Annotated in this window: 19 protein-coding genes; 6 read left to right on the top strand and 13 right to left on the bottom strand. The window is 58.5% G+C overall.

The window, feature by feature from the left end; translation table 11 throughout:
* Positions 1–44 precede the first annotated feature (44 nt).
* Positions 45–2,438, top strand: a complete 2,394-nt coding sequence (gene malP / locus L6R44_RS15700) for a maltodextrin phosphorylase (RefSeq protein WP_237424720.1) — start codon at positions 45–47, stop codon at positions 2,436–2,438.
* 9 nt (positions 2,439–2,447) lie between these two features.
* A complete protein-coding gene (gene malQ, locus L6R44_RS15695; protein ID WP_237424719.1) occupies positions 2,448–4,529 on the top strand; it encodes a 4-alpha-glucanotransferase in 2,082 nt (693 codons plus the stop codon).
* Positions 4,530–4,622: 93 nt separating this feature from the next.
* Here the strand turns inward: malQ and gntT are convergent, their stop codons facing one another.
* The 3 genes from gntT to gntX all read right to left on the bottom strand — a co-directional run bounded on the left by gntT (position 4,623) and on the right by gntX (position 7,645).
* Entirely contained in the window at positions 4,623–5,939 is a 1,317-nt protein-coding gene (gene gntT / locus L6R44_RS15690) for a gluconate transporter (protein ID WP_013099097.1), read from the bottom strand.
* A gap of 385 nt (positions 5,940–6,324) precedes the next feature.
* A complete protein-coding gene (nfuA, locus tag L6R44_RS15685) occupies positions 6,325–6,900 on the bottom strand; it encodes a Fe-S biogenesis protein NfuA (RefSeq protein WP_003861601.1) in 576 nt (191 codons plus the stop codon).
* A gap of 61 nt (positions 6,901–6,961) precedes the next feature.
* A complete protein-coding gene (gene gntX, locus L6R44_RS15680) occupies positions 6,962–7,645 on the bottom strand; it encodes a DNA utilization protein GntX (protein WP_237424718.1) in 684 nt (227 codons plus the stop codon).
* 36 nt (positions 7,646–7,681) lie between these two features.
* Here gntX and bioH point away from each other — a divergent pair, with 36 nt between their 5' ends.
* On the top strand, positions 7,682–8,455 hold the full coding sequence (gene bioH / locus L6R44_RS15675; protein ID WP_237424717.1) for a pimeloyl-ACP methyl ester esterase BioH: 774 nt from the start codon (positions 7,682–7,684) through the stop codon (positions 8,453–8,455).
* 111 nt (positions 8,456–8,566) lie between these two features.
* Positions 8,567–8,836 carry a YdgH/BhsA/McbA-like domain containing protein gene (locus tag L6R44_RS15670; protein ID WP_023309499.1) on the top strand — a complete coding sequence of 90 codons (270 nt, stop codon included), beginning with the start codon at positions 8,567–8,569 and terminating at the stop codon, positions 8,834–8,836.
* A gap of 33 nt (positions 8,837–8,869) precedes the next feature.
* Here L6R44_RS15670 and feoC read toward each other — a convergent pair whose 3' ends face one another.
* From feoC to greB, 5 genes are all read right to left on the bottom strand, one after another.
* Complete coding sequence (feoC, locus tag L6R44_RS15665; protein ID WP_136195946.1) at positions 8,870–9,106, bottom strand: [Fe-S]-dependent transcriptional repressor FeoC; 237 nt, start codon at positions 9,104–9,106, stop codon at positions 8,870–8,872.
* 12 nt (positions 9,107–9,118) lie between these two features.
* Positions 9,119–11,437, bottom strand: a complete 2,319-nt coding sequence (feoB, locus tag L6R44_RS15660; RefSeq protein WP_237424716.1) for a Fe(2+) transporter permease subunit FeoB — start codon at positions 11,435–11,437, stop codon at positions 9,119–9,121.
* A 30-nt stretch (positions 11,438–11,467) separates the two neighbouring features.
* Positions 11,468–11,695: a ferrous iron transporter A gene (gene feoA / locus L6R44_RS15655; protein ID WP_237424715.1), complete on the bottom strand. Its 228-nt coding sequence runs from the start codon at positions 11,693–11,695 to the stop codon at positions 11,468–11,470.
* Between the two features lie 292 nt (positions 11,696–11,987).
* Positions 11,988–14,318: a Tex family protein gene (locus L6R44_RS15650; protein WP_237424714.1), complete on the bottom strand. Its 2,331-nt coding sequence runs from the start codon at positions 14,316–14,318 to the stop codon at positions 11,988–11,990.
* A gap of 88 nt (positions 14,319–14,406) precedes the next feature.
* Positions 14,407–14,880, bottom strand: a complete 474-nt coding sequence (greB, locus tag L6R44_RS15645; RefSeq protein ID WP_014885539.1) for a transcription elongation factor GreB — start codon at positions 14,878–14,880, stop codon at positions 14,407–14,409.
* 228 nt (positions 14,881–15,108) lie between these two features.
* Here greB and ompR point away from each other — a divergent pair, with 228 nt between their 5' ends.
* Together ompR and envZ are read left to right on the top strand one after the other, a co-directional pair.
* Positions 15,109–15,828 carry an osmolarity response regulator transcription factor OmpR gene (gene ompR, locus L6R44_RS15640; protein WP_001157751.1) on the top strand — a complete coding sequence of 240 codons (720 nt, stop codon included), beginning with the start codon at positions 15,109–15,111 and terminating at the stop codon, positions 15,826–15,828.
* A complete protein-coding gene (gene envZ, locus L6R44_RS15635; RefSeq protein WP_120159446.1) occupies positions 15,825–17,171 on the top strand; it encodes a two-component system sensor histidine kinase EnvZ in 1,347 nt (448 codons plus the stop codon). The genes ompR and envZ overlap by 4 nt, the downstream gene beginning before the upstream one ends.
* 66 nt (positions 17,172–17,237) lie before the next feature.
* Here the strand turns inward: envZ and pckA are convergent, their stop codons facing one another.
* The 5 genes from pckA to L6R44_RS15610 all read right to left on the bottom strand — a co-directional run bounded on the left by pckA (position 17,238) and on the right by L6R44_RS15610 (position 23,432).
* Positions 17,238–18,857, bottom strand: coding sequence for a phosphoenolpyruvate carboxykinase (ATP) (pckA, locus tag L6R44_RS15630; RefSeq protein ID WP_025758106.1), 1,620 nt, complete (start codon positions 18,855–18,857; stop codon positions 17,238–17,240).
* Between the two features lie 389 nt (positions 18,858–19,246).
* Complete coding sequence (gene hslO, locus L6R44_RS15625) at positions 19,247–20,131, bottom strand: Hsp33 family molecular chaperone HslO (protein ID WP_167513856.1); 885 nt, start codon at positions 20,129–20,131, stop codon at positions 19,247–19,249.
* A 17-nt stretch (positions 20,132–20,148) separates the two neighbouring features.
* Entirely contained in the window at positions 20,149–20,550 is a 402-nt protein-coding gene (hslR, locus tag L6R44_RS15620) for a ribosome-associated heat shock protein Hsp15 (RefSeq protein ID WP_023333710.1), read from the bottom strand.
* Positions 20,547–21,230 (bottom strand): GMP/IMP nucleotidase, encoded by a 684-nt coding sequence (gene yrfG, locus L6R44_RS15615; RefSeq protein ID WP_032644576.1) that lies wholly within the window; start codon positions 21,228–21,230, stop codon positions 20,547–20,549. The genes hslR and yrfG overlap by 4 nt, the downstream gene beginning before the upstream one ends.
* Positions 21,231–21,296: 66 nt before the next feature.
* Entirely contained in the window at positions 21,297–23,432 is a 2,136-nt protein-coding gene (locus tag L6R44_RS15610) for an intracellular growth attenuator family protein (RefSeq protein ID WP_237424713.1), read from the bottom strand.
* Positions 23,433–23,477 lie beyond the last annotated feature (45 nt).

Raw genomic sequence — 23,477 nt, 5'->3', positions numbered from 1 at the left:
CTAGCGCCAACTTGTGTTTTCTTTCTAAAGGATGCCGATCCCCTATGTCACAGCCTACCTTCAACAAAGCTCAATTCCAGGCTGCCCTGACGCGTCAGTGGCAGCGTTTTGGCCTTCATGCTGCAAACGAGATGACGCCTCACCAGTGGTGGCAGGCAGTGAGCGGTGCGCTCGCAGAACAGCTGGATGCTCAGCCTTTGGCAAAGCCGGTGAAGAACCAGCGTCATGTAAACTACATTTCAATGGAGTTCCTGATTGGCCGTCTGACGGGCAACAACCTGTTGAACCTCGGCTGGTATCAGGAGGTTGGCGACGTTCTTAAAGAACACGACATTAACCTGACCGATCTGCTCGAAGAAGAGATTGACCCGGCGCTGGGCAACGGCGGTCTGGGACGTCTGGCGGCCTGCTTCCTGGACTCCATGGCGACCGTCGGCCAGTCGGCTATCGGTTACGGTCTGAACTACCAGTACGGCCTGTTCCGCCAGTCATTCGCTGACGGCCATCAGATGGAAGCGCCGGACGACTGGCATCGCAATACCTATCCGTGGTTCCGCCACAACGCGCAGCTTGACGTGCAGGTGGGCATTGGCGGGAAAGTGACGAAACAAGGTCTCTGGGAACCGGCGTTCACCCTTACCGGCGAAGCCTGGGATCTGCCGGTGCTTGGCTACCGTAACGGCGTGGCGCAGCCGCTGCGTCTGTGGCAGGCGAAACACGCCCACCCGTTTAACCTGACCAAATTCAACGACGGCGATTTCCTGCGGGCCGAGCAGCAGGGCATCGACGCCGAGAAGCTGACCAAAGTCCTCTACCCGAACGACAACCACTTGGCCGGTAAAAAGCTGCGCCTGATGCAGCAGTACTTCCAGTGCGCCTGCTCCGTGGCGGACATCCTGCGTCGCCATCACCTGGCGGGCCGCAAGCTGGCGCAGCTGCCGGACTTCGAGGTGATTCAGCTCAACGACACGCACCCGACCATTGCCATCCCGGAACTGCTGCGCGTGCTGATCGACGAGCATCAGCTGAGCTGGGACGACGCCTGGGCCATTACCAGCCGTACCTTTGCCTACACCAACCACACGCTGATGCCAGAAGCGCTGGAGTGCTGGGATGAGAAGCTGGTGAAAACGCTGCTGCCGCGCCACATGCAGATCATCAACAAGATTAACGACCAGTTTAAAACCCTGGTGGACAAGACCTGGCCGGGCAACAAGGCGGTCTGGGCGAAGCTGGCGGTGGTTCACGATAAGCAGGTACGCATGGCGAACATGTGCGTGGTGAGCGGCTTTGCGGTGAACGGCGTGGCGGCGCTACACTCGGATCTGGTCGTCAAAGATCTGTTCCCGGAATATCACCAGCTGTGGCCGACCAAATTCCACAACGTGACCAACGGCATCACGCCGCGTCGCTGGATCAAGCAGTGCAACCCGCTGCTGGCCGGCCTGCTGGATAAGACCCTGAAGAAAGAGTGGGCCAACGATCTGGACCAGCTCATCAACCTGGAAAAATACGCTGACGACGCGAATTTCCGCGAGCAGTACCGCGCGATCAAGCTGGAGAACAAGGTTCGCCTGGCGGAGTTTGTGAAAGTGCGTACCGGGATTGATATCAGCCCGAATGCGATTTTCGATATTCAGATCAAGCGTCTGCACGAGTACAAACGCCAGCACCTGAACCTGCTGCACATTCTGGCGCTGTACAAAGAGATCCGCGAGAACCCGCAGGCCGACCGCGTGCCGCGCGTGTTCCTGTTCGGTGCGAAAGCGGCGCCGGGCTACTACCTGGCGAAAAACATCATCCTCGCCATTAATAAAGTGGCGGCAGCGATTAACAGCGATCCGAAAGTGGGCGACAAGCTGAAGGTGGTGTTCCTGCCGGATTACTGCGTCTCGGCGGCGGAAATGCTGATCCCGGCGGCGGATATCTCCGAGCAGATCTCGACGGCCGGAAAAGAAGCGTCCGGCACCGGCAACATGAAGCTGGCGCTTAACGGCGCGCTGACCGTCGGCACGCTCGACGGGGCCAACGTCGAAATCGCCGAGAAGGTCGGTGAAGAGAATATCTTTATCTTCGGCCATACCGTGGAAGAGGTGAAGGCCATCAAGGCCAAAGGCTACGACCCGGTGAAATGGCGTAAGAAAGACAAGGTGCTGGATGCGGTGCTGAAAGAGCTGGAAAGCGGTAAATACAGCGACGGCGACAAGCACGCGTTTGACCAGATGCTGCACAGCATGGACAAGCACGGCGGTGACCCGTATCTGGTGATGGCGGACTTCACGGCCTACGTGGAAGCGCAAAAGCAGGTCGACGTGCTGTATCGCGACCAGGAAGCGTGGACCCGGGCGTGCATCCTGAACACCGCCCGCTGCGGTATGTTCAGCTCTGACCGCTCAATCCGTGATTATCAGGCTCGTATCTGGCAGGCAAAACGCTAAGGAAGCGCGATGGAGAGTAAACGTCTGGACAGTGCCGCGCAGGCGGCGGGGATCAGCCTCAGTTACATTAATGCTCACGGCAAACCACAGTCTATTGGCGCCGACACCAAAAGACGTTTGCTGGATGCTATGCACAAAACCGACGCGAAAGCGTCGGCTGCACCGGTGCCGAACGTGAAGGTATTCACCGCAGGCAAAAAGATGGCGCTCGCGGTGGAGGGGCGCGGCGAGTTTAGCTGGCTGCTCACCACCGAAGAGGGGCATCAGCACAAAGGTCACGCCACCGGCGGCAAAACGTTTACCCTTCCGGCGAAGCTGCCGGAGGGCTATCACAGCCTGACGCTCACCCAGGGCGAAGAGCGTTTTCACTGCCGGATTATCGTCGCGCCAAAACGCTGCTACGAGCCGCAGGCGCTGCTGGAAGGCAAAAAGCTGTGGGGCGCCTGCGTGCAGCTCTACACGCTGCGCTCCGACAGCAACTGGGGCATCGGCGACTTTGGCGATCTGAAGAACATGCTGGCCTCCGTGGGCGAGCGCGGCGGCGCGTTCATCGGCCTCAACCCGATCCACGCCCTCTATCCGGCGAACCCGGAGAGCGCCAGCCCGTACAGCCCGTCGTCCCGCCGCTGGCTGAACGTGATTTATATCGACGTTAACGCCTTAGATGACTTCAAAAACAGCCAGGAGGCGCAGGCCTGGTGGAAACTCAGCACCACGCAGCAGGCGCTGAAGCAGGCGCGCGAAGCCGACTGGGTGGATTACTCCACCGTCATGGCGCTGAAAATGGCCGCGCTGCGCCTGGCGTGGAAAGGCTTTTCGCAGCGTGACGACGAGCAGATGTCGGCCTTCCGCGAATTTGTGATGCAGGAGGGGGAAAGCCTCTACTGGCAGGCGGCGTTCGATGCGCTGCACGCGTATCAGGTGAAAGAGGATGAAATGCGCTGGGGCTGGCCGGTCTGGCCTGAAGCGTATCAATCCGTCGACACGCCTGAAGTGAAGGCGTTTTGTGAAAAACATGCCGATGAAGTGGACTTCTACCTGTGGCTGCAGTGGCTGGCGTACAGCCAGTTTGCCGCCTGCTGGCAGGTGAGCCAGGGCTATAAGATGCCGATCGGCCTGTATCGCGATCTGGCCGTGGGCGTGGCGGAGGGCGGTGCGGAAACCTGGTGCGACCGTGAGCTGTACTGCCTGAAGGCCTCCGTGGGGGCGCCGCCGGACATCCTGGGCCCGCTGGGCCAGAACTGGGGATTACCGCCGATGGATCCGCACGTCATGGCGGCGCGCGCCTACGAGCCGTTCATCGACCTGCTGCGCGCGAACATGCAGAATTGCGGGGCGCTGCGTATTGACCACGTGATGTCCGTGCTGCGCCTGTGGTGGATCCCGTACGGTGAAACGGCGGATCGCGGGGCGTACGTGCAGTATCCGGTTGACGATCTGCTGTCGATCCTTGCCCTGGAAAGCAAGCGCCATCGGTGCATGGTGATCGGTGAAGATCTCGGGACCGTGCCGGTGGAAATCGTCAGCAAGCTCCGCGACAGCGGCGTCTACTCCTATAAAGTGCTCTATTTTGAAAACGACCATGAGAAAACCTTCCGCGCGCCGCAAGCGTACCCTGAACAGTCAATGGCAGTCGCGACGACGCATGACCTTCCTACGCTTCGTGGCTATTGGGAAAGCGGCGATCTGACGCTCGGCAAAACGCTGGGCCTCTATCCTGATGAAGAGGTGCTGCGCGGCCTGTATCAGGACCGCGAGCTCTCCAAACAGGGGCTGCTGGATGCGCTGCACAAGCAGGGCTGTCTGCCGAAACGTGCCGGGCATAAGGCGTCATTGATGTCGATGACCGCCACCCTCAATCGGGGCCTGCAGCGCTATATTGCCGACAGCAACAGCGCCCTGCTGGGCCTGCAGCCGGAAGACTGGATTGATATGGCGGAGCCGGTGAACATTCCGGGCACCAGCTATCAGTACAAGAACTGGCGTCGCAAATTGTCCACCACGCTTGAGAAGATGTTTGCCGATGACGGGGTGAACAGGCTGATTAAGGATTTAGATAAGCGCAGAAGGGCGGTGGGTAAGGAGCGATAAATCACACCCCTCACCCCAACCCCTCTCCCCATAGGGGCGAGGGGCTCGATCGGTTCCCTCTCCCCTATGGGGAGAGGGCTAGGGTGAGGGGCATCAAACCACCATATTCAACAGCAGCACCCCGACCAGACCACACACCGAAATAATGGTTTCCAGCGCGGACCAGGACTTGATGGTTTCACCGATCGTCAGGTTGAAGTACTCCTTGAACAGCCAGAAGCCCGGGTCGTTAACGTGAGAGAAAATCACGCTACCGGAACCGACGGCGATAACCATCAGCTCAGGGCTCACGCCCGTGGTGGCAATCAGCGGGGCAACGATACCGCCTGCGGTGATCGCCGCAACGGTTGCAGAACCCAGCGCAATACGCAGAACCGCGGCGATAGACCAGGCCATCAGGAGCGGCGACACGTTGGTTTCATGCATCATGGCAGCGATGTATTTATCCACGCCGCTGTCAACCAGCACCTGCTTGAACGCGCCGCCACCGCCGATGATCAGGAGCATCATGGCAATGATTTTGATGGAAGAGGTCAGCGTGTCGTTGATCTGATCCATTGAACGCCCACGGTTAAGGCCGAAGGTGAACATCGCGATCAGCACCGCAATCAGCGTTGCCATCACCGGGTCACCCAGGAATTCCGCGACGGACAGGAACGCATGGCCTTTCGGCAGAACCATCTCTGCTACGGCGCGCATCGCCATCAGGATCACCGGTACCAGAGAGGTCCAGACGCTGACGCCAAAGCCAGGCATCTCTTCTTCGGTGAAGGTTTTGGCGCTGTACAGACCTTCCGGAATCGGCTTATCGATGCCTTTCAGGAAGCGGGCATACACCGGGCCTGCCAGAATCACCGTCGGGATCGCCAGAATGGTACCGAACAGCAGGGTTTTACCCATATCGGCATGGAAGATGGTCGCGATAGCGGTTGGGCCCGGGTGCGGCGGCAGGAAGCCGTGGGTCACGGAGAGCGCCGCAGCCATTGGCACGCCGACATACAGCAGCGGGATGCTCGCCGCGGCCGCGATGGTGAACACCAGCGGCAGCATCAGCACGAAGCCCACTTCATAGAACAGCGCGAAGCCGACGGTAAAGCCGGTTAACACCACTGCCCACTGAATGTTCTTTTTGCCAAATTTGTCGATAAGCGTGGTGGCAATACGCTGGGCGCCACCGCAGTCCGCCAGCATTTTGCCGAGCATGGCGCCGAAGCCCATGATCAGCGCCAGGCTGCCGAGCGTGCCGCCGACGCCGGCTTTAATGGAGCTGATAACTTTTACCAGCGGCATGCCCTGCATCAGACCGACTGCAAGTGCCACCAGAACCAGAGCGATAAACCCGTTCATTTTGAAACGGATCATCAAGAGCAGTAATAACACAACACCGATAGCAACGATGACTAATGGCATGATTTACCTGGCCTTTGAATTGTTATGGGTAACGTCATTGTTTCAACGACACGTTCCGATTGTCCCAACTGGGAACAGAGAAGTAACGGCACTAATACTGATGCCTTGGAAACCATTAAGTTTAGTCGGCTGTTATGAGTGTGTTTAGTGCCCACGAGAATGATACGGGTAACATGGCGTGATTGAGAATCACCCTGGCAGGCAAAATGTGAATTATGAGACGCAGCTCAACATATAGAGGGAGGTAAACGCAAAACGGCAACGCACGTTGCCGTTTTTAGTGTTTGTTCCCTCTCCCTGTGGGAGAGGGCCAGGGTGAGGGCATCAAACCGCACTGTCTCTGTAGGCCCGGTAAGCGCAGCGCCACCGGGCAAAGACAGACGGCTTAGTAGTAAGAGTGCTCGCCGCGCTGGTGTTCGGTCAGGTCACGCACGCCCTTCAGTTCCGGGAACTCGTTCAGCAGCTGCTTCTCGATCCCTTCTTTCAGGGTCACATCCACCATTGAACAGCCGTTACAGCCGCCGCCAAACTGCAGGATCGCCAGGCCGTCTTCCGTGATTTCCATCAGGGAAACGCGGCCGCCGTGGCCCGCCAGCTGAGGGTTGATCTGGGATTGCAGCAGATACTCGACGCGCTCCATCAGCGGGGCATCGTCAGACACTTTACGCATCTTCGCGTTCGGCGCTTTCAGGGTCAGCTGAGAGCCCAGCTGATCGGTGACGAAGTCGATCTCCGCATCTTCAAGATACGGTGCGCTCAGCTCATCAACGTAGGCGGTGAGCTGTTCAAACTTAAGGGCAGTGTCGGTGGCTTCCACGGCGTCCGGAGGACAATAAGAAACACCACATTCTGCATTCGGCGTGCCTGGATTGATCACAAACACGCGGATCTGCGTCCCTTCTTCCTGATTTGCCAGCAGTTTGGCAAAGTGCGCTTGTGCAGAATCGGAAATACGGATCATAGCTTTGGCCTAATAGTTGACTAAATTACCTGGGTATAATCATACGCCCATTGAAGAAGGGCTACAAGGTACGGCACAGACACCATACCTGAACCGACGCGGCGCCGCTTCGCAAAAGCAGTCGGGAAAGTTCAGCAACGGTACTGCCCGTGGTGACGACATCATCCACAATCGCGATATGGAGACCGTTGACCGGCAATTCAAGCCGAAAGGCATTCTTGAGGTTTCTTTTGCGCAGCCGGGCGCTGAGCTGATGCTGGATGGCGGTGGCATGTACGCGTGTTAGCGCACCGGCCTCGTACCGGCAGCCGAGCCACCGGGCGAGGGGGCGGCAGATTAGGTCACTCTGGTTATAGCCGCGACGCCAGTGCCGACGTCGGTATAAGGGGACATTCACCACCATGTCGACTTTCGCCAGCGCCCGGTGACGTCGTGCCTGCAAAACCGCCAGCAACAGCAGGCGGGCGAGTGGCCGTGCCAGCGCGCTCTGCCCGGAAAACTTCAGCGTGTGAATTAGCCCGCTCAGCGGCGGAACATAATCATCCACCGCCACCAGCGCGCGCCACGGCGGGGACTTTTTCAGGCAACGGCCGCAGGGCAGCGAGGTATTTGTGGCCGGTAAACCACATTGCGGGCAGGTTCCGATTCGCCATTGCAGCGAGCCCGTGCAGACGGAGCAGATGCCCCAGGCGCTGAGGGCAAGCGGCATTTTGCATAGCCAGCACAAGCCGGGCACTGTTAGCATGTTCAACCTCCATGTCAAAAAAGAGAACAGTAACGGATGAAGACGCTGTGGTGGCAGACCGTTGGGACAGGAAATTGCCATCTTGTGCTGCTGCACGGATGGGGCCTGAATGCGGAAGTATGGCATTGCATAAACGAGGAACTTGCCTCGCAATTTACATTGCATCTGGTTGATCTACCGGGGTATGGCCGCAGCCACGGCTACGGTGCGATGACGCTCGAAGAGATGGCGCAGGTGGTGGTTGACGCGGCGCCGCAACATGCCATCTGGCTGGGCTGGAGCCTTGGCGGGCTGGTGGCGAGCCAGATTGCGCTTTCCTGGCCCGAACGCGTAATGGCGCTGGTGACCGTTGCATCTTCGCCCTGCTTCAGCGCGCAGGAGGCGTGGCCCGGCATAAAGCCTGACGTGCTGGCGGGCTTCCAGCAGCAGCTGAGCGACGATTTTCAGCGGACCGTAGAGCGGTTCCTCGCGCTGCAGACGATGGGGACGGAAACCGCGCGACAGGATGCCAGAGCGCTGAAGCAGGTGGTGCTCTCTTTGCCGATGCCGGACGTTGGAGTGCTCAACGGCGGTCTTGAAATCCTGAAAACGGTCGACCTGCGCGAGCCGCTGGCCGCGCTGGCGATGCCGCATCTGCGTATCTATGGCTATCTTGACGGCCTGGTCCCGCGCAAAGTGGTTCCGCTTCTGGATGCGCTCTGGCCGGACAGCGAATCGCAGGTCATTGCCAAAGCCGCGCATGCCCCGTTTATCTCTCATCCGACGGAGTTTTGTTCAGCGCTCGTTGCGTTAAGTCAACGTTTAGACTGATTATTTTCTATCCAGCCTGGAAAAAGTAACACACCGCAACCATACTCGAGATGTCGTTGCGGTTGTTCTGCCTACGATAATCAAAACAACAATCCTATGGAGAGTCAGGCTATGAAACTTGTTACAGGTATTGTCACTTCTCTGGTTATTGGGTCACTGTCCTTTGGCGTCTTTGCGGCAAAAGAGCTGGAAAAAGATAAAGTTGCCGGAATGAATCTGACGAAAATTGGTGAAATTTCTACGTCTGACACCACCGCGCCGATGGACGCGAGAAAAGAGCTGTCGAAGAAAGCGGATGAGCTGGGCGGAACGTACTACGTTGTCACCAGCGCCGAAAAACAGACCAAAAACGTGCGCGCAACGGCGGACGTCTACAAGTAATACGATAAAGCCAGGCAGCGATGCCTGGCTTTGTTAACGCAGCGTCCACCACTCCCTGAGGCAGGCCTTGCCTTCCGGACAGCTTTTACAGCTGCCGGAGAGACAGCCGTCCGCGTCTTCCTGAATCCGCACGGCTTTCCCCATGGCCTCCAGTCTTTCCAGCATGGCATCGATCATCGGCTGCGGCGTATGCAGGCTGAGGCTCAGCTGTTTCGCCTCCATCCGCCCCTGCAGCGCCAGCAGGTCACGAACCTGAATCAACGATGCCATGTGGTGTGCTCCTTAGTGACAGACGCCAGCCGGGCTGCTGCAGCAGGTCGCGGCGGTTTTACGGTTTGCCAGCAGGTCGATGTCGACGCGGCTGCGTGCCCGGCGCAGCAGGCCGAGCACGATCGCGTTAAACAGCACGACCGCGAGAATGCAGATCAGGCTGTAGCGCGGGTGCTGGCTGAAGTTAACGGTCTGATAAAACAGCGTCGCCAGCGAGTAGGCGATATTCAGCCCCCACAGGATGGAGAAGCCCATCCAGCCGCGGCTGGATTCGCGGGCAATTGCCCCCATCACCGAGATGCACGGAATGTAGAGCAGAACGAAGATGAGATAGCTGTAGGCCGCGGACGCGCTGCCAAATTTCTCGCCCATCACGCCCATGGCACCGGTCGCCATTTCGCCGTCGCCTTTGCTGGCCTCAATCGGGTTCGCCAGCACGCTCAGGCTGAAGGTGTCCTTCAGGCTCTGCCAGGTCTCCTCTACGGCACCCAGCAGTTCGTCACCGAGGTGAAACGCGGCCGGATCAAATTCCTGTTCCTGAATGTTCTCCGCGGTGTAAAGCGTGTTCAGGGTGCCGACAACCACCTCTTTCGCCATCGCGCCGGTGAACAGCCCGACGGTCGCCTGCCAGTTATCCTCATGTACGCCAATCGGTTTGAAGACCGGGGTGATGACGCGGCTGACGGAGGCGAGAGCAGAGTCGTTGATGTTATCTGCCGCCTGCCCGCTGAGGGTGAAGCTGTTCAGCGCGCTCAGGAAAATGCTGACGATGACAATCACCTTACCGGCGCGCAGGACAAAGCCTTTCAGGCGCTGCCAGGTCTGGATGACCAGGCTTTTCAGATGCGGCACGTGATATACCGGCAGCTCCATCACGAACGGCGAGGCTTCACCGCGCATAATGGTGTGTTTCAGCATCAGACCCGTGAGAATGGCCATCACGATGCCCAGCACGTACAGCGAGAAGACCGCCAGCGCGCCCTGCTGCCCAAAGAAGGCGGCGGCAAAGACGGCGAAGATGGCCAGACGGGCACCGCAGGACATAAACGGCGCCATCATGATGGTCATCAGACGCTCGCGCGGTGCATCCAGGGTGCGCGCGCCCATCACCGACGGCACGTTGCAGCCGAAGCCGACAATCAGCGGAACGAAGGATTTGCCGGGCAGACCCAGGGCCTGCATCAGGCGGTCCATCACGAACGCGGCGCGCGCCATGTAGCCGGAATCTTCCAGGAACGAGAGGAACAGATACATCATGCCAATCTGCGGCACCAGCGGCAGAACGGTATTGATACCGCCGCCGATCCCCTGCGCGAGGAAGATGGTTAACCATTCCGGGAAGTGCAGGGTGTAGCCCACCCACTGAATCCCGTGTACGAAGATCGCGACGGAACCGGCGTCAAAAATCGGCTGGAGCGCGCCGCCGATGTTGATGGCGAGCAGGAACATCACGTACATCACCAGCAGGAAGATGGGCAAACCGAGGAAGCGGTTAAGCACCACCTTATCCACCGCCGCCGTGAAGCGGCTGGGTTCTGCCGTGAGTGCGTTACTGACCACGTCGCAAATCGAGGCGATGGCCTGGTAACGCGCATCGGCGATGTGCAGCGCCGGGTCGTCCAGCTCGTCGCTGAGACGGGCCACCGTCGCGTCCAGCTTATCTGCCGCATGCCCGGCGTAGGCGCGGCTGTAAATATCCCCTTCCAGCATCTGCAGGCCAAGCCACAGGCGCTGTTTCGCAGGCATGCTTTTGTCCATCTCCTGCGCCAGCAGATCGGCTTCACGCAGCAGCGGCTGCGCGTAATGCACCAGCTCAACGTCGCGATTGCCCGCGTGGCGATCGATCGCCAGCTTCAGGGCATCAATACCGCGAGCGCGCGTCGAGACCAGCGGGACCACCGGGCAGCCCAGGCGCGCGGAGAGCGCATCGACGTCGATGCGCAGCTTTTGTTTCTCCGCAATGTCGAGCATGTTGAGCGCCACAATGCAGGGAATACCCAGCTCCAGCAGCTGCAGCGTCAGGTAGAGGTTGCGCTCGAGGTTGGAGGCGTCGACCACGTTGATCAGCAGGTCAGCGTCACCGCTCAGAATGTAGTGGCAGGCAATTTGCTCATCGAGCGAGGTTTGCGACGAAATGGTGGTAAGGGAGTAGGTGCCGGGAAGATCAACCAGGGTGACCTGGTTGTCCGTTGTCGTGAACTGGCCTTCTTTACGCTCAACCGTCACGCCCGCCCAGTTGCCCACGCGCTGGCGCGCACCGGTCAGCTGGTTAAAAAGCGTTGTCTTGCCGGAATTAGGATTGCCAATTAAGCCAATCGTTAACTTTTTCATTTTTTTAGACTCACTGAAACCGCTGGCTTGTTATCGGGGTAACGCTTCGACTTCTATTAACGCGAGGTCTTTCTTACGCAGGACCAGATTCACGCGCCGGGTTTCGATGTGAACCGGGTCACCTAACGGCGCCACGCGCACGACCTGAAATGACGAGCCGGGCAGCATGCCCAGCGACAGCAGCTTTTGCCGATAGGCCGGGCTAATTTCGCGGGTAAAACCGGTAATTTTCCACGCACTGTCTGGAGTGAATTGCATAACGCCTGATTCCACGAAAGGTTAAATTATCTACTATGGGATGATAATGAGAATAGTTTTTATCAGCAATATTAAAACTGTGACGGAATGTTGTTTACGGTATTAATTTGCGGGCCGTTTGACCTTGCTCAATATTTGCTGAATTGCCTGGAAAACGAAAAGGGGGTATTTGTTAACGGGGTGATAATTGGTGGTTTAAATATGGCTATGCAATCGGTTTCATATATTTCGATATGATTTTATTCCCCTCTCCCCTTTGGGGAGAGGGTTAGGGTGAGGGGCATTGACAACCTTAGCGCTTCTTGCCCATCGCGGCCGCCAGCGCATCCATCATCGCGCTGTTGCCCGCAGGCTGTGCCTCACGTCCGCGCGGTTTTGCCGCCTTCGCTGCCGGGCGCTGCTGCTCGCGGCCGCCGCCATTGCCGCCACGGCGCGCGTTGGTGTCACCCGGCTGCTCGTCCAGACGCATGGTCAGGGCGATACGCTTGCGCTGCAGGTCCACTTCCAGCACTTTGACCTTCACGATGTCGCCCGCTTTGACCACGGTGTGCGGATCTTCAACGAACTTGTCGGCCAGGGATGAGATATGGACCAGACCGTCCTGATGTACGCCGATATCCACAAACGCGCCGAAGTTGGTAACGTTGGTCACCGCGCCTTCCAGCACCATGCCGGGCAGCAGGTCGTTCATGGTTTCCACACCGTCGGCAAAGGTCGCCGTTTTAAACTCGGGACGCGGATCGCGGCCCGGCTTTTCCAGCTCTTTAATGATATCGGTGACGGTAGGCACACCAAATTTGTCGTCGGTAAAGTCCACGGCCTTCAGGTTACGCAGGGCGCTGCTGTCGCCCATCAGATCCTTCAGGGCCTGCTCGGTGGCGGCCAGAATACGTTCCACCACCGGGTAGGCTTCCGGGTGAACGGTGGAAGCGTCCAGCGGGTTATCGCCGTGGTTGATGCGCAGGAAGCCCGCGCACTGCTCAAAGGCTTTTGGCCCCAGACGGCTCACCTTCAGCAACTGCTGGCGGTTCTGAAACTGGCCGTTCTCGTCGCGCCAGGCGACGATGTTCTGCGCCATCATGCGGGTTAAGCCCGCCACGCGGGTCAGCAGGGGAACGGAGGCGGTGTTCAGGTCCACGCCGACGGCGTTTACGCAGTCTTCCACCACCGCATCCAGCTTGCGCGCCAGCTGAGTCTGGCTCACGTCGTGCTGGTACTGGCCAACGCCGATGGATTTCGGGTCGATCTTCACCAGCTCCGCCAGCGGATCCTGCAGACGGCGAGCGATTGAGACCGCGCCGCGCAGGGAAACGTCCAGATCCGGGAACTCCTGCGCCGCCAGCTCGGACGCGGAATAGACCGAGGCCCCCGCTTCGCTGACGATCACCTTCTGTGCCGTCACTTTCGGGAACTGCTTCTGCACGTCGAGGTAGAAACGCTCGGTTTCGCGGGACGCCGTGCCGTTGCCGATGGCGACCAGCTCGACGTTGTATTTTTCACACAGAGCGGCAACCACAACGGCCGCTTTCGCTGCCTGGCCGGTGTGCGGGTAGATGGTGTCGGTGGCGACCAGCTTGCCGGTGCCGTCAACCACAGCGACCTTCACGCCGGTACGCAGGCCCGGATCGAGACCCATGGTCGCGCGCAGGCCGGCAGGGGCGGCCATCAGCAGGTCGTGCAGGTTACGGGCGAAGACGTTGATGGCTTCATCTTCGGCGCGCTCGCGCACGGTGCCCATCAGCTCGGTTTCGAGGTGCATCAGCACCTTGATGCGCCAGGTCCAGCTCACCACGCCTTTACGCCAGGCGTCTGCCGGGGCGTTGTTCAGGCGCAGGCCGAGGTGATCGATAATGATCTGCTCGCAGTGGCTCTCTTTCGGCGGCTCGTCAAACTGCGGGTCGGCATTCAGGGAGAGCTGCAGCACGCCTTCGTTGCGGCCGCGGAACATCGCCAGCGCGCGGTGTGAAGGGGTCGTAGAGATCGGTTCGTGGTGATCGAAGTAGTCGCGGAATTTCGCGCCTTCTTCCTCTTTCCCCGCCACGACGGTAGAGACGATGTGCGCGTTCTTCCACAGGTAATCACGCACTTTGGCCAGCAGCGCGGCGTCTTCGGCGAAGCGCTCCATCAGAATGTAGCGTGCGCCGTCGAGGGCGGCTTTGGTGTCCGCGACGCCTTTGTCGGCGTCGATGAATTTCGCCGCTTCGGTATCCGGATCGTGGGAAGGTTCGTTCCACAGCAGGTCGGCCAGCGGCTCAAGGCCCGCTTCGATGGCAATTTGCCCGCGCGTGCGGCGCTTCGGCTTGTACGGCAGATAGAGGTCTTCGAGTTCGGTTTTGCTCAGGGTGCCGTTAATGGCGCTTTCCAGTTCGCTGGTCAGCTTGCCCTGTTCGCCGATGGACTTGAGGATCGCCTGACGACGTTCTTCCAGCTCGCGCAGATAGCCCAGACGGGTCTCCAGGTTACGCAGCTGCGTGTCGTCCAGACCGCCGGTGACTTCCTTACGATAGCGTGCAATAAACGGCACGGTGTTCCCTTCATCAAGCAGGCGAACGGCAGCTTCTACCTGTTCGGCTCTGGCCTGAATATCACCCGCAATAATGCGGCAGAGCGAATCTTTCATCATGGCTTTATCATCTGTTGAGTCGAAAAAATCAGGGGATAGTTATACGGGCTGACACGGCAAAATGCCAGCCGGGGAGGGCGCTCTCGGACTATTTTACGTAGACGATCTCATTAACATACCAGCTGGCTTCACCGGCTGGGGTCTGCACGACGGCCAGATCGCCCACTTCCTTTTTCAGCAGCGCGCGGGCCATCGGGGAGTCGATGGAGATGTAATCCTTACGACCAAAAATTTCATCGTAGCCGACGATGCGAAAACGCAGGGTGTCACCGTCGTCGTTTTCAATCTCCACCCACGCGCCGAAGAACACTTTGCCCTCCTGCTGCGGGGAATAATCGACGATTTTGAGGTTCTCCAGGCACTTCGTCAGATAGCGAACCCGGCGGTCAATCTCGCGTAGCCGCTTTTTATTGTACTGATAGTCAGCGTTTTCGCTGCGATCGCCCAGGCTTGCCGCCCAGGTCACTTTCTTGGTCACTTCCGGACGCTCTTCGCGCCAGAGATAATCCATCTCTTTTTTGAGTTTTTCATACCCTTCGCGGGTGATCAGGGGCGTTTTCATGGTAAAGCCTTTGCTGCCGTTTTTCTGTCTTGCGCACAATACGTACCACACAGTGTAACAGACAGGATTAATAATGATTTATGTGATGAAATGAGCAGATAAGCTGCTGTTAAATATGCTTTGTAACAATTTCGACTAGAATTTATACCAGAATTAACTGGTCGAATACGTGCACTTTTTTAGAATACGCTGTTACAAAGACTATCCGAACCTTTGGGAGTACACACAATGCAAGAGAACTACAAAATTCTGGTCGTGGATGACGACATGCGCCTGCGTGCGCTGCTGGAACGTTATCTGACCGAGCAGGGCTTCCAGGTTCGTAGCGTCGCGAACGCTGAGCAGATGGACCGTCTGCTGACCCGTGAATCTTTCCACCTGATGGTGCTCGATCTGATGCTGCCGGGTGAAGACGGGCTTTCTATCTGCCGCCGTCTGCGCAGCCAGAGCAACCCGATGCCGATCATCATGGTGACGGCGAAGGGCGAGGAAGTTGACCGTATCGTGGGCCTCGAAATCGGCGCGGACGACTACATTCCAAAACCGTTTAACCCGCGCGAGCTGCTGGCGCGTATTCGCGCCGTGCTGCGCCGTCAGGCGAACGAACTGCCGGGCGCGCCTTCGCAGGAAGAAGCCGTCATTGCGTTCGGCAAGTTCAAGCTGAACCTCGGCACGCGCGAGATGTTCCGTGAAGACGAGCCTATGCCGCTCACCAGCGGCGAGTTTGCGGTGCTGAAAGCGCTGGTTAGCCACCCGCGTGAGCCGCTTTCCCGTGACAAGCTGATGAACCTGGCGCGCGGTCGCGAATACTCCGCAATGGAACGCTCTATCGACGTGCAGATCTCCCGCCTGCGCCGCATGGTGGAAGAAGATCCTGCGCACCCTCGTTATATTCAGACCGTATGGGGTCTGGGCTACGTGTTTGTCCCGGACGGCTCTAAAGCATGAGGCGAATGCGCTTCTCGCCGCGAAGCTCGTTTGCCCGCACCCTGTTACTGATCGTCACCCTGCTGTTCGTCAGCCTGGTGACGACCTACCTGGTGGTGCTGAACTTTGCGATTCTGCCGAGCCTCCAGCAGTTTAATAAGGTCCTGGCTTACGAAGTCCGTATGCTAATGACAGACAAACTGCAGCTGGAGGACGGCACGCAGCTGGTGGTCCCCCCCGCGTTTCGCCGTGAAATCTACCGTGAGCTGGGCATTTCGCTCTACTCAAATGAGGCGGCAGAAGACGCGGGCCTGCGCTGGGCGCAGCACTACGAATTCCTCAGCCAGCAGATGGCGCAGCAGCTGGGGGGGCCGACGGAAGTGCGCGTTGAGGTCAACAAAAGCTCGCCCGTCGTCTGGCTGAAAACCTGGCTGTCGCCCAATATCTGGGTGCGCGTCCCGCTGACGGAAATCCATCAGGGCGACTTCTCGCCGCTGTTCCGCTACACCCTGGCGATTATGCTGCTGGCGATAGGCGGCGCCTGGCTGTTTATCCGCATACAGAACCGACCGCTGGTCGACCTGGAGCACGCTGCGCTGCAGGTCGGTAAAGGGATTATTCCCCCTCCGCTGCGCGAGTATGGCGCCTCGGAAGTCCGTTCGGTGACGCGCGCGTTTAACCATATGGCGGCTGGGGTGAAGCAGCTGGCGGATGACCGTACGCTGCTGATGGCGGGCGTGAGTCATGACCTGCGCACGCCGCTGACGCGCATCCGCCTGGCGACGGAGATGATGGGCGAGCAGGACGGTTATCTCGCCGAGTCCATCAACAAGGACATCGAAGAGTGTAACGCCATCATTGAGCAGTTCATCGACTACCTGCGCACCGGTCAGGAGATGCCGATGGAGATGGCGGATCTCAACGCGGTTCTGGGCGAAGTGGTGGCGGCGGAAAGCGGCTACGAGCGGGAGATTGATACCGACCTTCAGGCGGGCGAGATTCAGGTGCGCATGCACCCGCTCTCTATAAAGCGTGCGGTTGCCAACATGGTGGTCAACGCGGCGCGCTACGGCAACGGCTGGATTAAGGTCAGCAGCGGCTCTGAGCTCAACCGCGCCTGGTTCCAGGTGGAAGACGACGGTCCGGGCATCAAGCCCGAGCAGCGTAAGCATCTTTTCCAGCCGTTTGTGCGCGGCGACAGCGCGCGCAGCACCAGCGGTACGGGCTTAGGCCTGGCGATTGTTCAGCGGATTATCGATAACCATAACGGGCTGCTGGAGATTGGCACCAGCGAGCGGGGTGGGTTGAGCATTCGCGCCTGGCTGCCGGTGCCGGTGACGCGAGGGCAGGTGAAAGAGAGTTAAAAAAAGGGTGGCACGAGCCACCCTTTTTCGTAGGTCGGGTAAGGCGAAGCCGCCACCCGACATGGACTACAGTTTTGGACCCGCGCTCACCAGCGCAGCACCCGCCGGGGTATCGGTGTACTTCTCGAAGTTCTCAATAAACAGCTTCGCCAGCGATTCCGCCTTCTCGCGCCACTGTTCCGGCGAACCGTACGTGTTGCGCGGGTCGAGGATATGCGTATCCACACCCGGCAGCGACGTTGGGATCGCCAGGTCAAACATCGGCAGCGTGAAGGTTTCGGCGTCGTCCAGAGAACCGTCCAGAATGGCGTCGATAATGGCGCGGGTATCTTTGATGGAGATACGTTTGCCGGTGCCGTTCCAGCCGGTGTTCACCAGGTATGCCTGCGCGCCGGATGCCTGCATGCGTTTCACCAGCACTTCAGCGTACTGCGTCGGGTGCAGCGACAGGAAGGCCGCGCCGAAGCAGGCGGAGAAGGTTGGGGTTGGCTCCGTCACGCCGCGCTCGGTACCCGCCAGTTTGGCCGTAAAGCCAGAGAGGAAGTGGTACTGCGTCTGGCTGGCCGTCAGGCGAGATACCGGAGGCAGCACGCCGAACGCATCCGCCGTCAGGAAAATGACCTTCGTGGCATGGCCCGCTTTTGACACCGGCTTCACGATGTTGTCGATGTGGTAGATCGGGTATGAGACGCGGGTATTTTCGGTTTTCGAGGCGTCGTCAAAGTCGATAGAGCCGTCGGCACGCACGGTGACGTTTTCCAGCAGCGCATCGCGACGGATCGCGTGGAAGATATCCGGCTCCGCCTCTTCAGACAGGCGAATGGTCTTCGCGTAGCAGCCGCCTTCAAAGTTAAACACGCCGTCATCGTCCCAGCCGTGTTCGTCATCGCCAATCAGACGACGTTTCGGATCGGTGGACAGGGTGGTTTTCCCGGTGCCGGACAGGCCGAAGAAGACCGCCACGTCGCCTTTCTCGCCGACGTTCGCCGAGCAGTGCATGGAGGCGATGCCGCGCAGCGGCAGCAGGTAGTTCATGACCGAGAACATCCCTTTCTTCATCTCGCCGCCGTACCAGGTACCGCCGATCAGCTGGATACGCTCGGTCAGGTTGAAGGCCACAAAGTTTTCGGAGTTCAGGCCCTGCTCTTTCCACTGTGGGTTGGTGCATTTCGCGCCGTTCATTACGATGAAGTCAGGCGTGAAGTCCTGCAGCTCTTCGTCGGTTGGACGAATAAACATGTTCTTCACGAAATGCGCCTGCCAGGCCACTTCGGTAATGAAACGCACGGAGAGACGGGTGTCGGCGTTAGCGCCGCAGAAAGCGTCGACAATGAAAAGACGCTTGCCGGAAAGTTGATGGGTGACGAGCCCTTTCAGGTGCTGCCAGGTTTCCGGGGAGAGCGGTTTGTTGTCGTTCTTCCCTTTGCCCTTGTCAGCCCACCACAGCGTATCGCGGGTGGTGTCGTCTCGGACGATATACTTATCTTTCGGCGAACGACCGGTAAAAATACCGGTATCGACGGCGATAGCACCAAGATTCGTCAACACACCACGCTCGTATCCTTCCAGTGCTGGATTGAGCTCTTCCTGATACAGCGTATCGTAGTCGGGGTTGTAGACGATTTCCTGGACGTCGTGAATACCATAAGCCTTGAGATCTTGCGGGGTTAAACCAGTAACACGCATATCACTGCTCCTTAGCCAATATGTACTGCCTGAAATTGTAGGGTTTTTCTGAGGTTGTTTACCGCGACGGGGCTCATAGATTCATGCATCTGGACAAAACCCTTACTAACGGAAAACGCTGCGACTCCAGTCACAGCGCAGGCGGATTATCGCAGGAATCGCTTTTTGGGTGGGGAAAATGTTCCTAAAAGGTTAAACGCTGGTGATTTTATCGGAAGGAATGTGAATGTAATCGCATACACGTAAGAAAATTACGTAAGAGTTACATTGGGAAAACGATTCAGCTTGAGGGGGGTTACCCCTCACCCTAACCCTCTCCCCAAAGGGGAGAAGTCACTCATACACCCTCTCCCCTTTGGGGAGAGGGCAGGGTGAGGGGGAAAAGAGGCTTAGTGAACCTGCGGATCCGCCGGGGAGGCGTTGTTGCGGATCTCAGCGATATCCATCGAATTGAACACATAGTGCGTACCGCAGTAGTCACAGTGCATATCAATTTCGCCGTCTTCCGCCATGATGCTGTCGATCTCTTCATCCGGCAGGGTTTTCAGCGCGCCAGCGCAGCGCTCGCGGGAACAGGTGCACTTAAATTCCACGGACTGCGGGTCGTAGACGGTTACTTCTTCTTCGTGGTACAGACGCCACAGCACGTCGGTCGCAGACAGGGTGAACAGCTCTTCCGCTTTAATGGTTTCGGTCAGCGTCGCCAGGTGCTCAAAGTCATTGGTCTGCGCATCCTGCGCAGGCAGAACCTGCAGCAGCATACCGCCCGCAGCGGGCTGGCCGTCCACTTCGCCGGTGCGGATGAACAGGCGCGTCGGCAGCTGTTCAGAACGCATGAAGTAATCTTCCAGGCAGGCAGCGAGGGTGTCGCCTTCCAGACCCACCACGCCCTGATAGCGTTCACCTTCCTCAGGGGAGATGGTGATCACCAGGTAGCCATTACCCACCAGCGTTTTGAGGTCCGCGTTTTCAGGCACGTCGCCCTGAACGCGCGCCACGCCGCGCATCTGCTGCTGGTTATTGCCGTTGATCACCGCCAGCGTCATCGGACCATCGCCCTGCAGCTGCACGGTGATATCACCGGCAAATTTCAGCGTTGCGGTCAGCAGGCTGGTGGCAACCAGCAGTTCGCCCAACAGGGTCTTCACCGGCAGCGGGTAGTTGTGGTTTTCCAGAATCTGTTTCCAGGTTTCGGATACGGTGACCAGCTCGCCGCGCACGGCGAATTGTTCAAACAGATAGCGGTGTAATTGGTCGTGTTGGGCCATTTTCATCTCTCGTGCGGGTGAGGTTACTCGGTCTCACCGTGTTTAAATTTCATCAGATCGCGGCGCTCTTTTTTATCCGGACGCCGGTCCGGGTGGGGCATGGTCAGCGCATTCATTTTGCGCGCCAGCGCGGTCTTCTCGCGCTTTTCTATGCTCTCTGCCGTCTCTTCATAAAGCAGTACGGCTTCCGTTGCGGGCCGCCGCTGTTCGGTAATGGCTTTAATCACCACCGTACGTTCATCGTTGCCCTGACGCAGCGTTAAGGTGGCATTCAGCTCAACCAGCTTGCTCGGCTTGCTGCGCTGGCCGTTGTAATGCACTTTACCGCCGTCAACCATCTCGCGGGCAAGGGCGCGCGTTTTATAAAAACGGGCTGCCCACAGCCATTTATCCAGTCTTACCCCGTCTGAGGGTTTTTCTTTCATGGCGTCTCCTTCACGGTCAGCGAGGGGATCATCTGGCGATAGTCGTTCAGTCCCGGGTGGCGCAGATAGCTTTTTTCAGCCAGGCCAGAGTCAGGATTGGTGACGCCCAGACAGTAGCGAATGCCAAACCTTGCCGCGGAATCCAGAATGGGCTCGCTGTCATCAATGAACAGCGTGCGTTCCGGCTGCAAACCCGTCTCTTCCTTCACCGCATGCCACAAACGCTGATCCTCTTTCGGATAACCAAATGTGTGGGTGGAAAGTAATAAATCAAGGTGCGATGCCAGACCCGTGTGCTCCAGCTTCACCGCCAGGTTATGCGGATGCGCGTTGGTCAGCAAAATACGGCGCTTGCCGCTGGCTTTCAGCGCGTCCAGAAAGGGCACGGTATCCTCGCGCAGAACGGCGCGTGGGCCCTGGGCGGTGGTCATGGCACAAATATCCAGACCGAGGCGCTCGCTCCAGTAGTCAAGACAGTACCAGTTTAGCGTATGTTGGACCGCACTATATTGCGAACGAATGAATGCCTGCGCTTCCGCCGGGGTGATCCCCTGCTGCTGGCCATAGGTTTCAGGAACCAGCGTTTGCCAGAAATAGTTATCAAAGGCGAGATCGAGCAGCGTGCCGTCCATATCCAGCAGAACGGTATCAACCTCCTGCCAGGCGATATCAAGATGCATTAGGGGAACTCCAGCCAGAAGAAACGTGCGCGACAGGGTAGCACATCTTGTCGCGCAACGACGTTATCAGATCAGGCTCTCAGACGAGGGGATCAGCTTAGGGTTGAGGCAGTTTTCGTAATATTGCTGGATGTCGGCAAGCCGCGTACGCGAGCGCTGGTAGCGGCGCAGGGCCATAAAGCCGTTCCAGAAAATGGCGATCAGCATGGCGGTCATCAGCAGGGAGGTGCCGATGTAACGCCACAAACCTGCGCTGTCCGGCATCCGGTGCAGGCCGATGTGGCGCGTGCCGTTGGCATCGGTGTAAATGCTTGTGACAATCCCTTCGGCGCTGAACGGCGTTTGCATCAGCATCTGCGCCAGGCGCTGGAATTGACTCCACTGTTCCTGCGCCGGGTAGTCATACAGCGCAACCTGCGGGTAAGGCTGATCGACCAGGTCGCTGCCCTCATCGCTGACAATGACAAACCCGCCCGGTGCCGGACTGTTCAGCGCCTGAGCCGCACGGGTGGTCTCGCGCATCATGAACGGCGATGTGGAGGTGGCGACCAGGTTATCCAGCGATTCAGCGCTCACCGGACGCAGCAGCACGTTGACGCCGTCCAGCCGTCCCGCTTCGGCGCGTTTCACCAGCGAGTCCCAGTCTTTACTGTTACCCAGGTTAACCAGGGCGTTTTTAAGACGTATGCACTCATCCTGAGAGGAGCATAGGTCCTGCGTTTTCAGGACGATGTCGCCAAAATCATCCAGCAGGACCATGCCTGACTTCTGAATGGCCGAGCGCAGCGCCGGACTGACGCGCGAGTCATCGTCCGGTTTCGGGTGCAGCTGGCGGTTTACCGTCTGGCTAAGGGCCGTGGCTTTATTCACCACTTCGGATTCCGGCAGCGGCAGCGGCGGCGCGTCGTTCCAGACAATTTGCGAGCAATCGAACGGCATGAACGGTGAGCTCTGGCGCGTGTTCCACGCCCCCGGGGCGTGGATATTACACATCCCGGTACCCTTCAGGCGCAGCGTGTCCCCCACGCGTACGCCGGCTTCATCCAGCTTGTTGACGCTGGTCGCTTCAATGGTTTGCGCCCCTTTGATCCACGAGAGGGTGAATTTGATGGGCATATCCAGCGGGACGAAAAGCAGCAGCATCACTAAGACCAGCGCCGCGCCACCGGCGATGACCGCGCTGCGCAGCCAGTGCTGAAGCGGGAAATTTTTCACTTCATCATGCAGGGACAAGAAGCGTCCCTGGCGCACAACGTGGCGGTCAAGGTAGATATCAATATCGGTTTTCTGCCCTAAGTCCTGCGCAATCCACGGCTGCCAGTGGCGCGGGTAGATCAGGTCGATAATGCCGAGCGAAATATTGTTGAGATGTTCCTGATCGTTCTCACCGAACAGGCCCCAGCGCTTTGGCGTACCGCGCAGGCAGTGGATCTCGCGTAGCGAGGTTTTGGCCGGTGGGGCAAAGAGGCCCCAAAGCCCGCCCGCCAGCAGCAGCACCGCGCCTCCCGCCAGCCAGGGAACAAACACATCCGGCGTGAGCAGGCAGAAAAAAAAGAGCAGGAAGGCAGCGACGATCAGAATGGCTTCACGGATGCCGTCCGGGCGGCTCAGCGCGTACTCTTCATGCGTCTCCTGGCGAATGTTCAGCAGTTCGATCTGCTCCGTCTCTTCGCCACGAATGGAGGCCTGCTTCGAGCTCGCCCGCTCCAGCGCAAAGCGCGGGGCTTCCTGAAGGTATTCATTCAGGGTATGGCCGTTAAGCGAGATAACCAGAGGCAACGAGTCGGTGTGGATCAGCTCAACGCTGTTTTCGTCATTAATGTACTGCTCCCAGGACGGGGGCAGATGCACTTCGACGGAATCAAGGTAATAGCGCCATTTATTGGGGTCATCAGTGGTGATGCCGTAGCGCGTGATGGAGCGCGTCACGCAGAGCACGGTATCGCTTTGCGCATTCAGCTTTAGCGCGACGGGCGCAGCGGTGGCCCCCGTTGGCCCAGGCGTTAACTGAGAACGGTTCAGAATTTCGAGATAGTTTTCAACCGCGTCGCGCTCGTCTTGCGTGAGTTTACGCGTGCTTGCTCCCGCGAATGCATTTAAAAAGGGCAGACGGTAACGGCGCTGTGTACGACGCCTGTACAACCATCCTGCAACCAATGCGCTGGCCAGCATAGCAGCGAGAACAATCAAAATGGTGCTCATGCTTTCCCCATCTTACTTATCTTCTTACAGGTGTAGTCATTAGCA

The organism is Enterobacter cloacae complex sp. ECC445 (assembly GCF_021892025.1).
In the GTDB taxonomy this organism is placed as follows: Bacteria; Pseudomonadota; Gammaproteobacteria; order Enterobacterales; family Enterobacteriaceae; genus Enterobacter; species Enterobacter chengduensis.
This window is presented reverse-complemented; position numbering and strand designations above follow the sequence as displayed.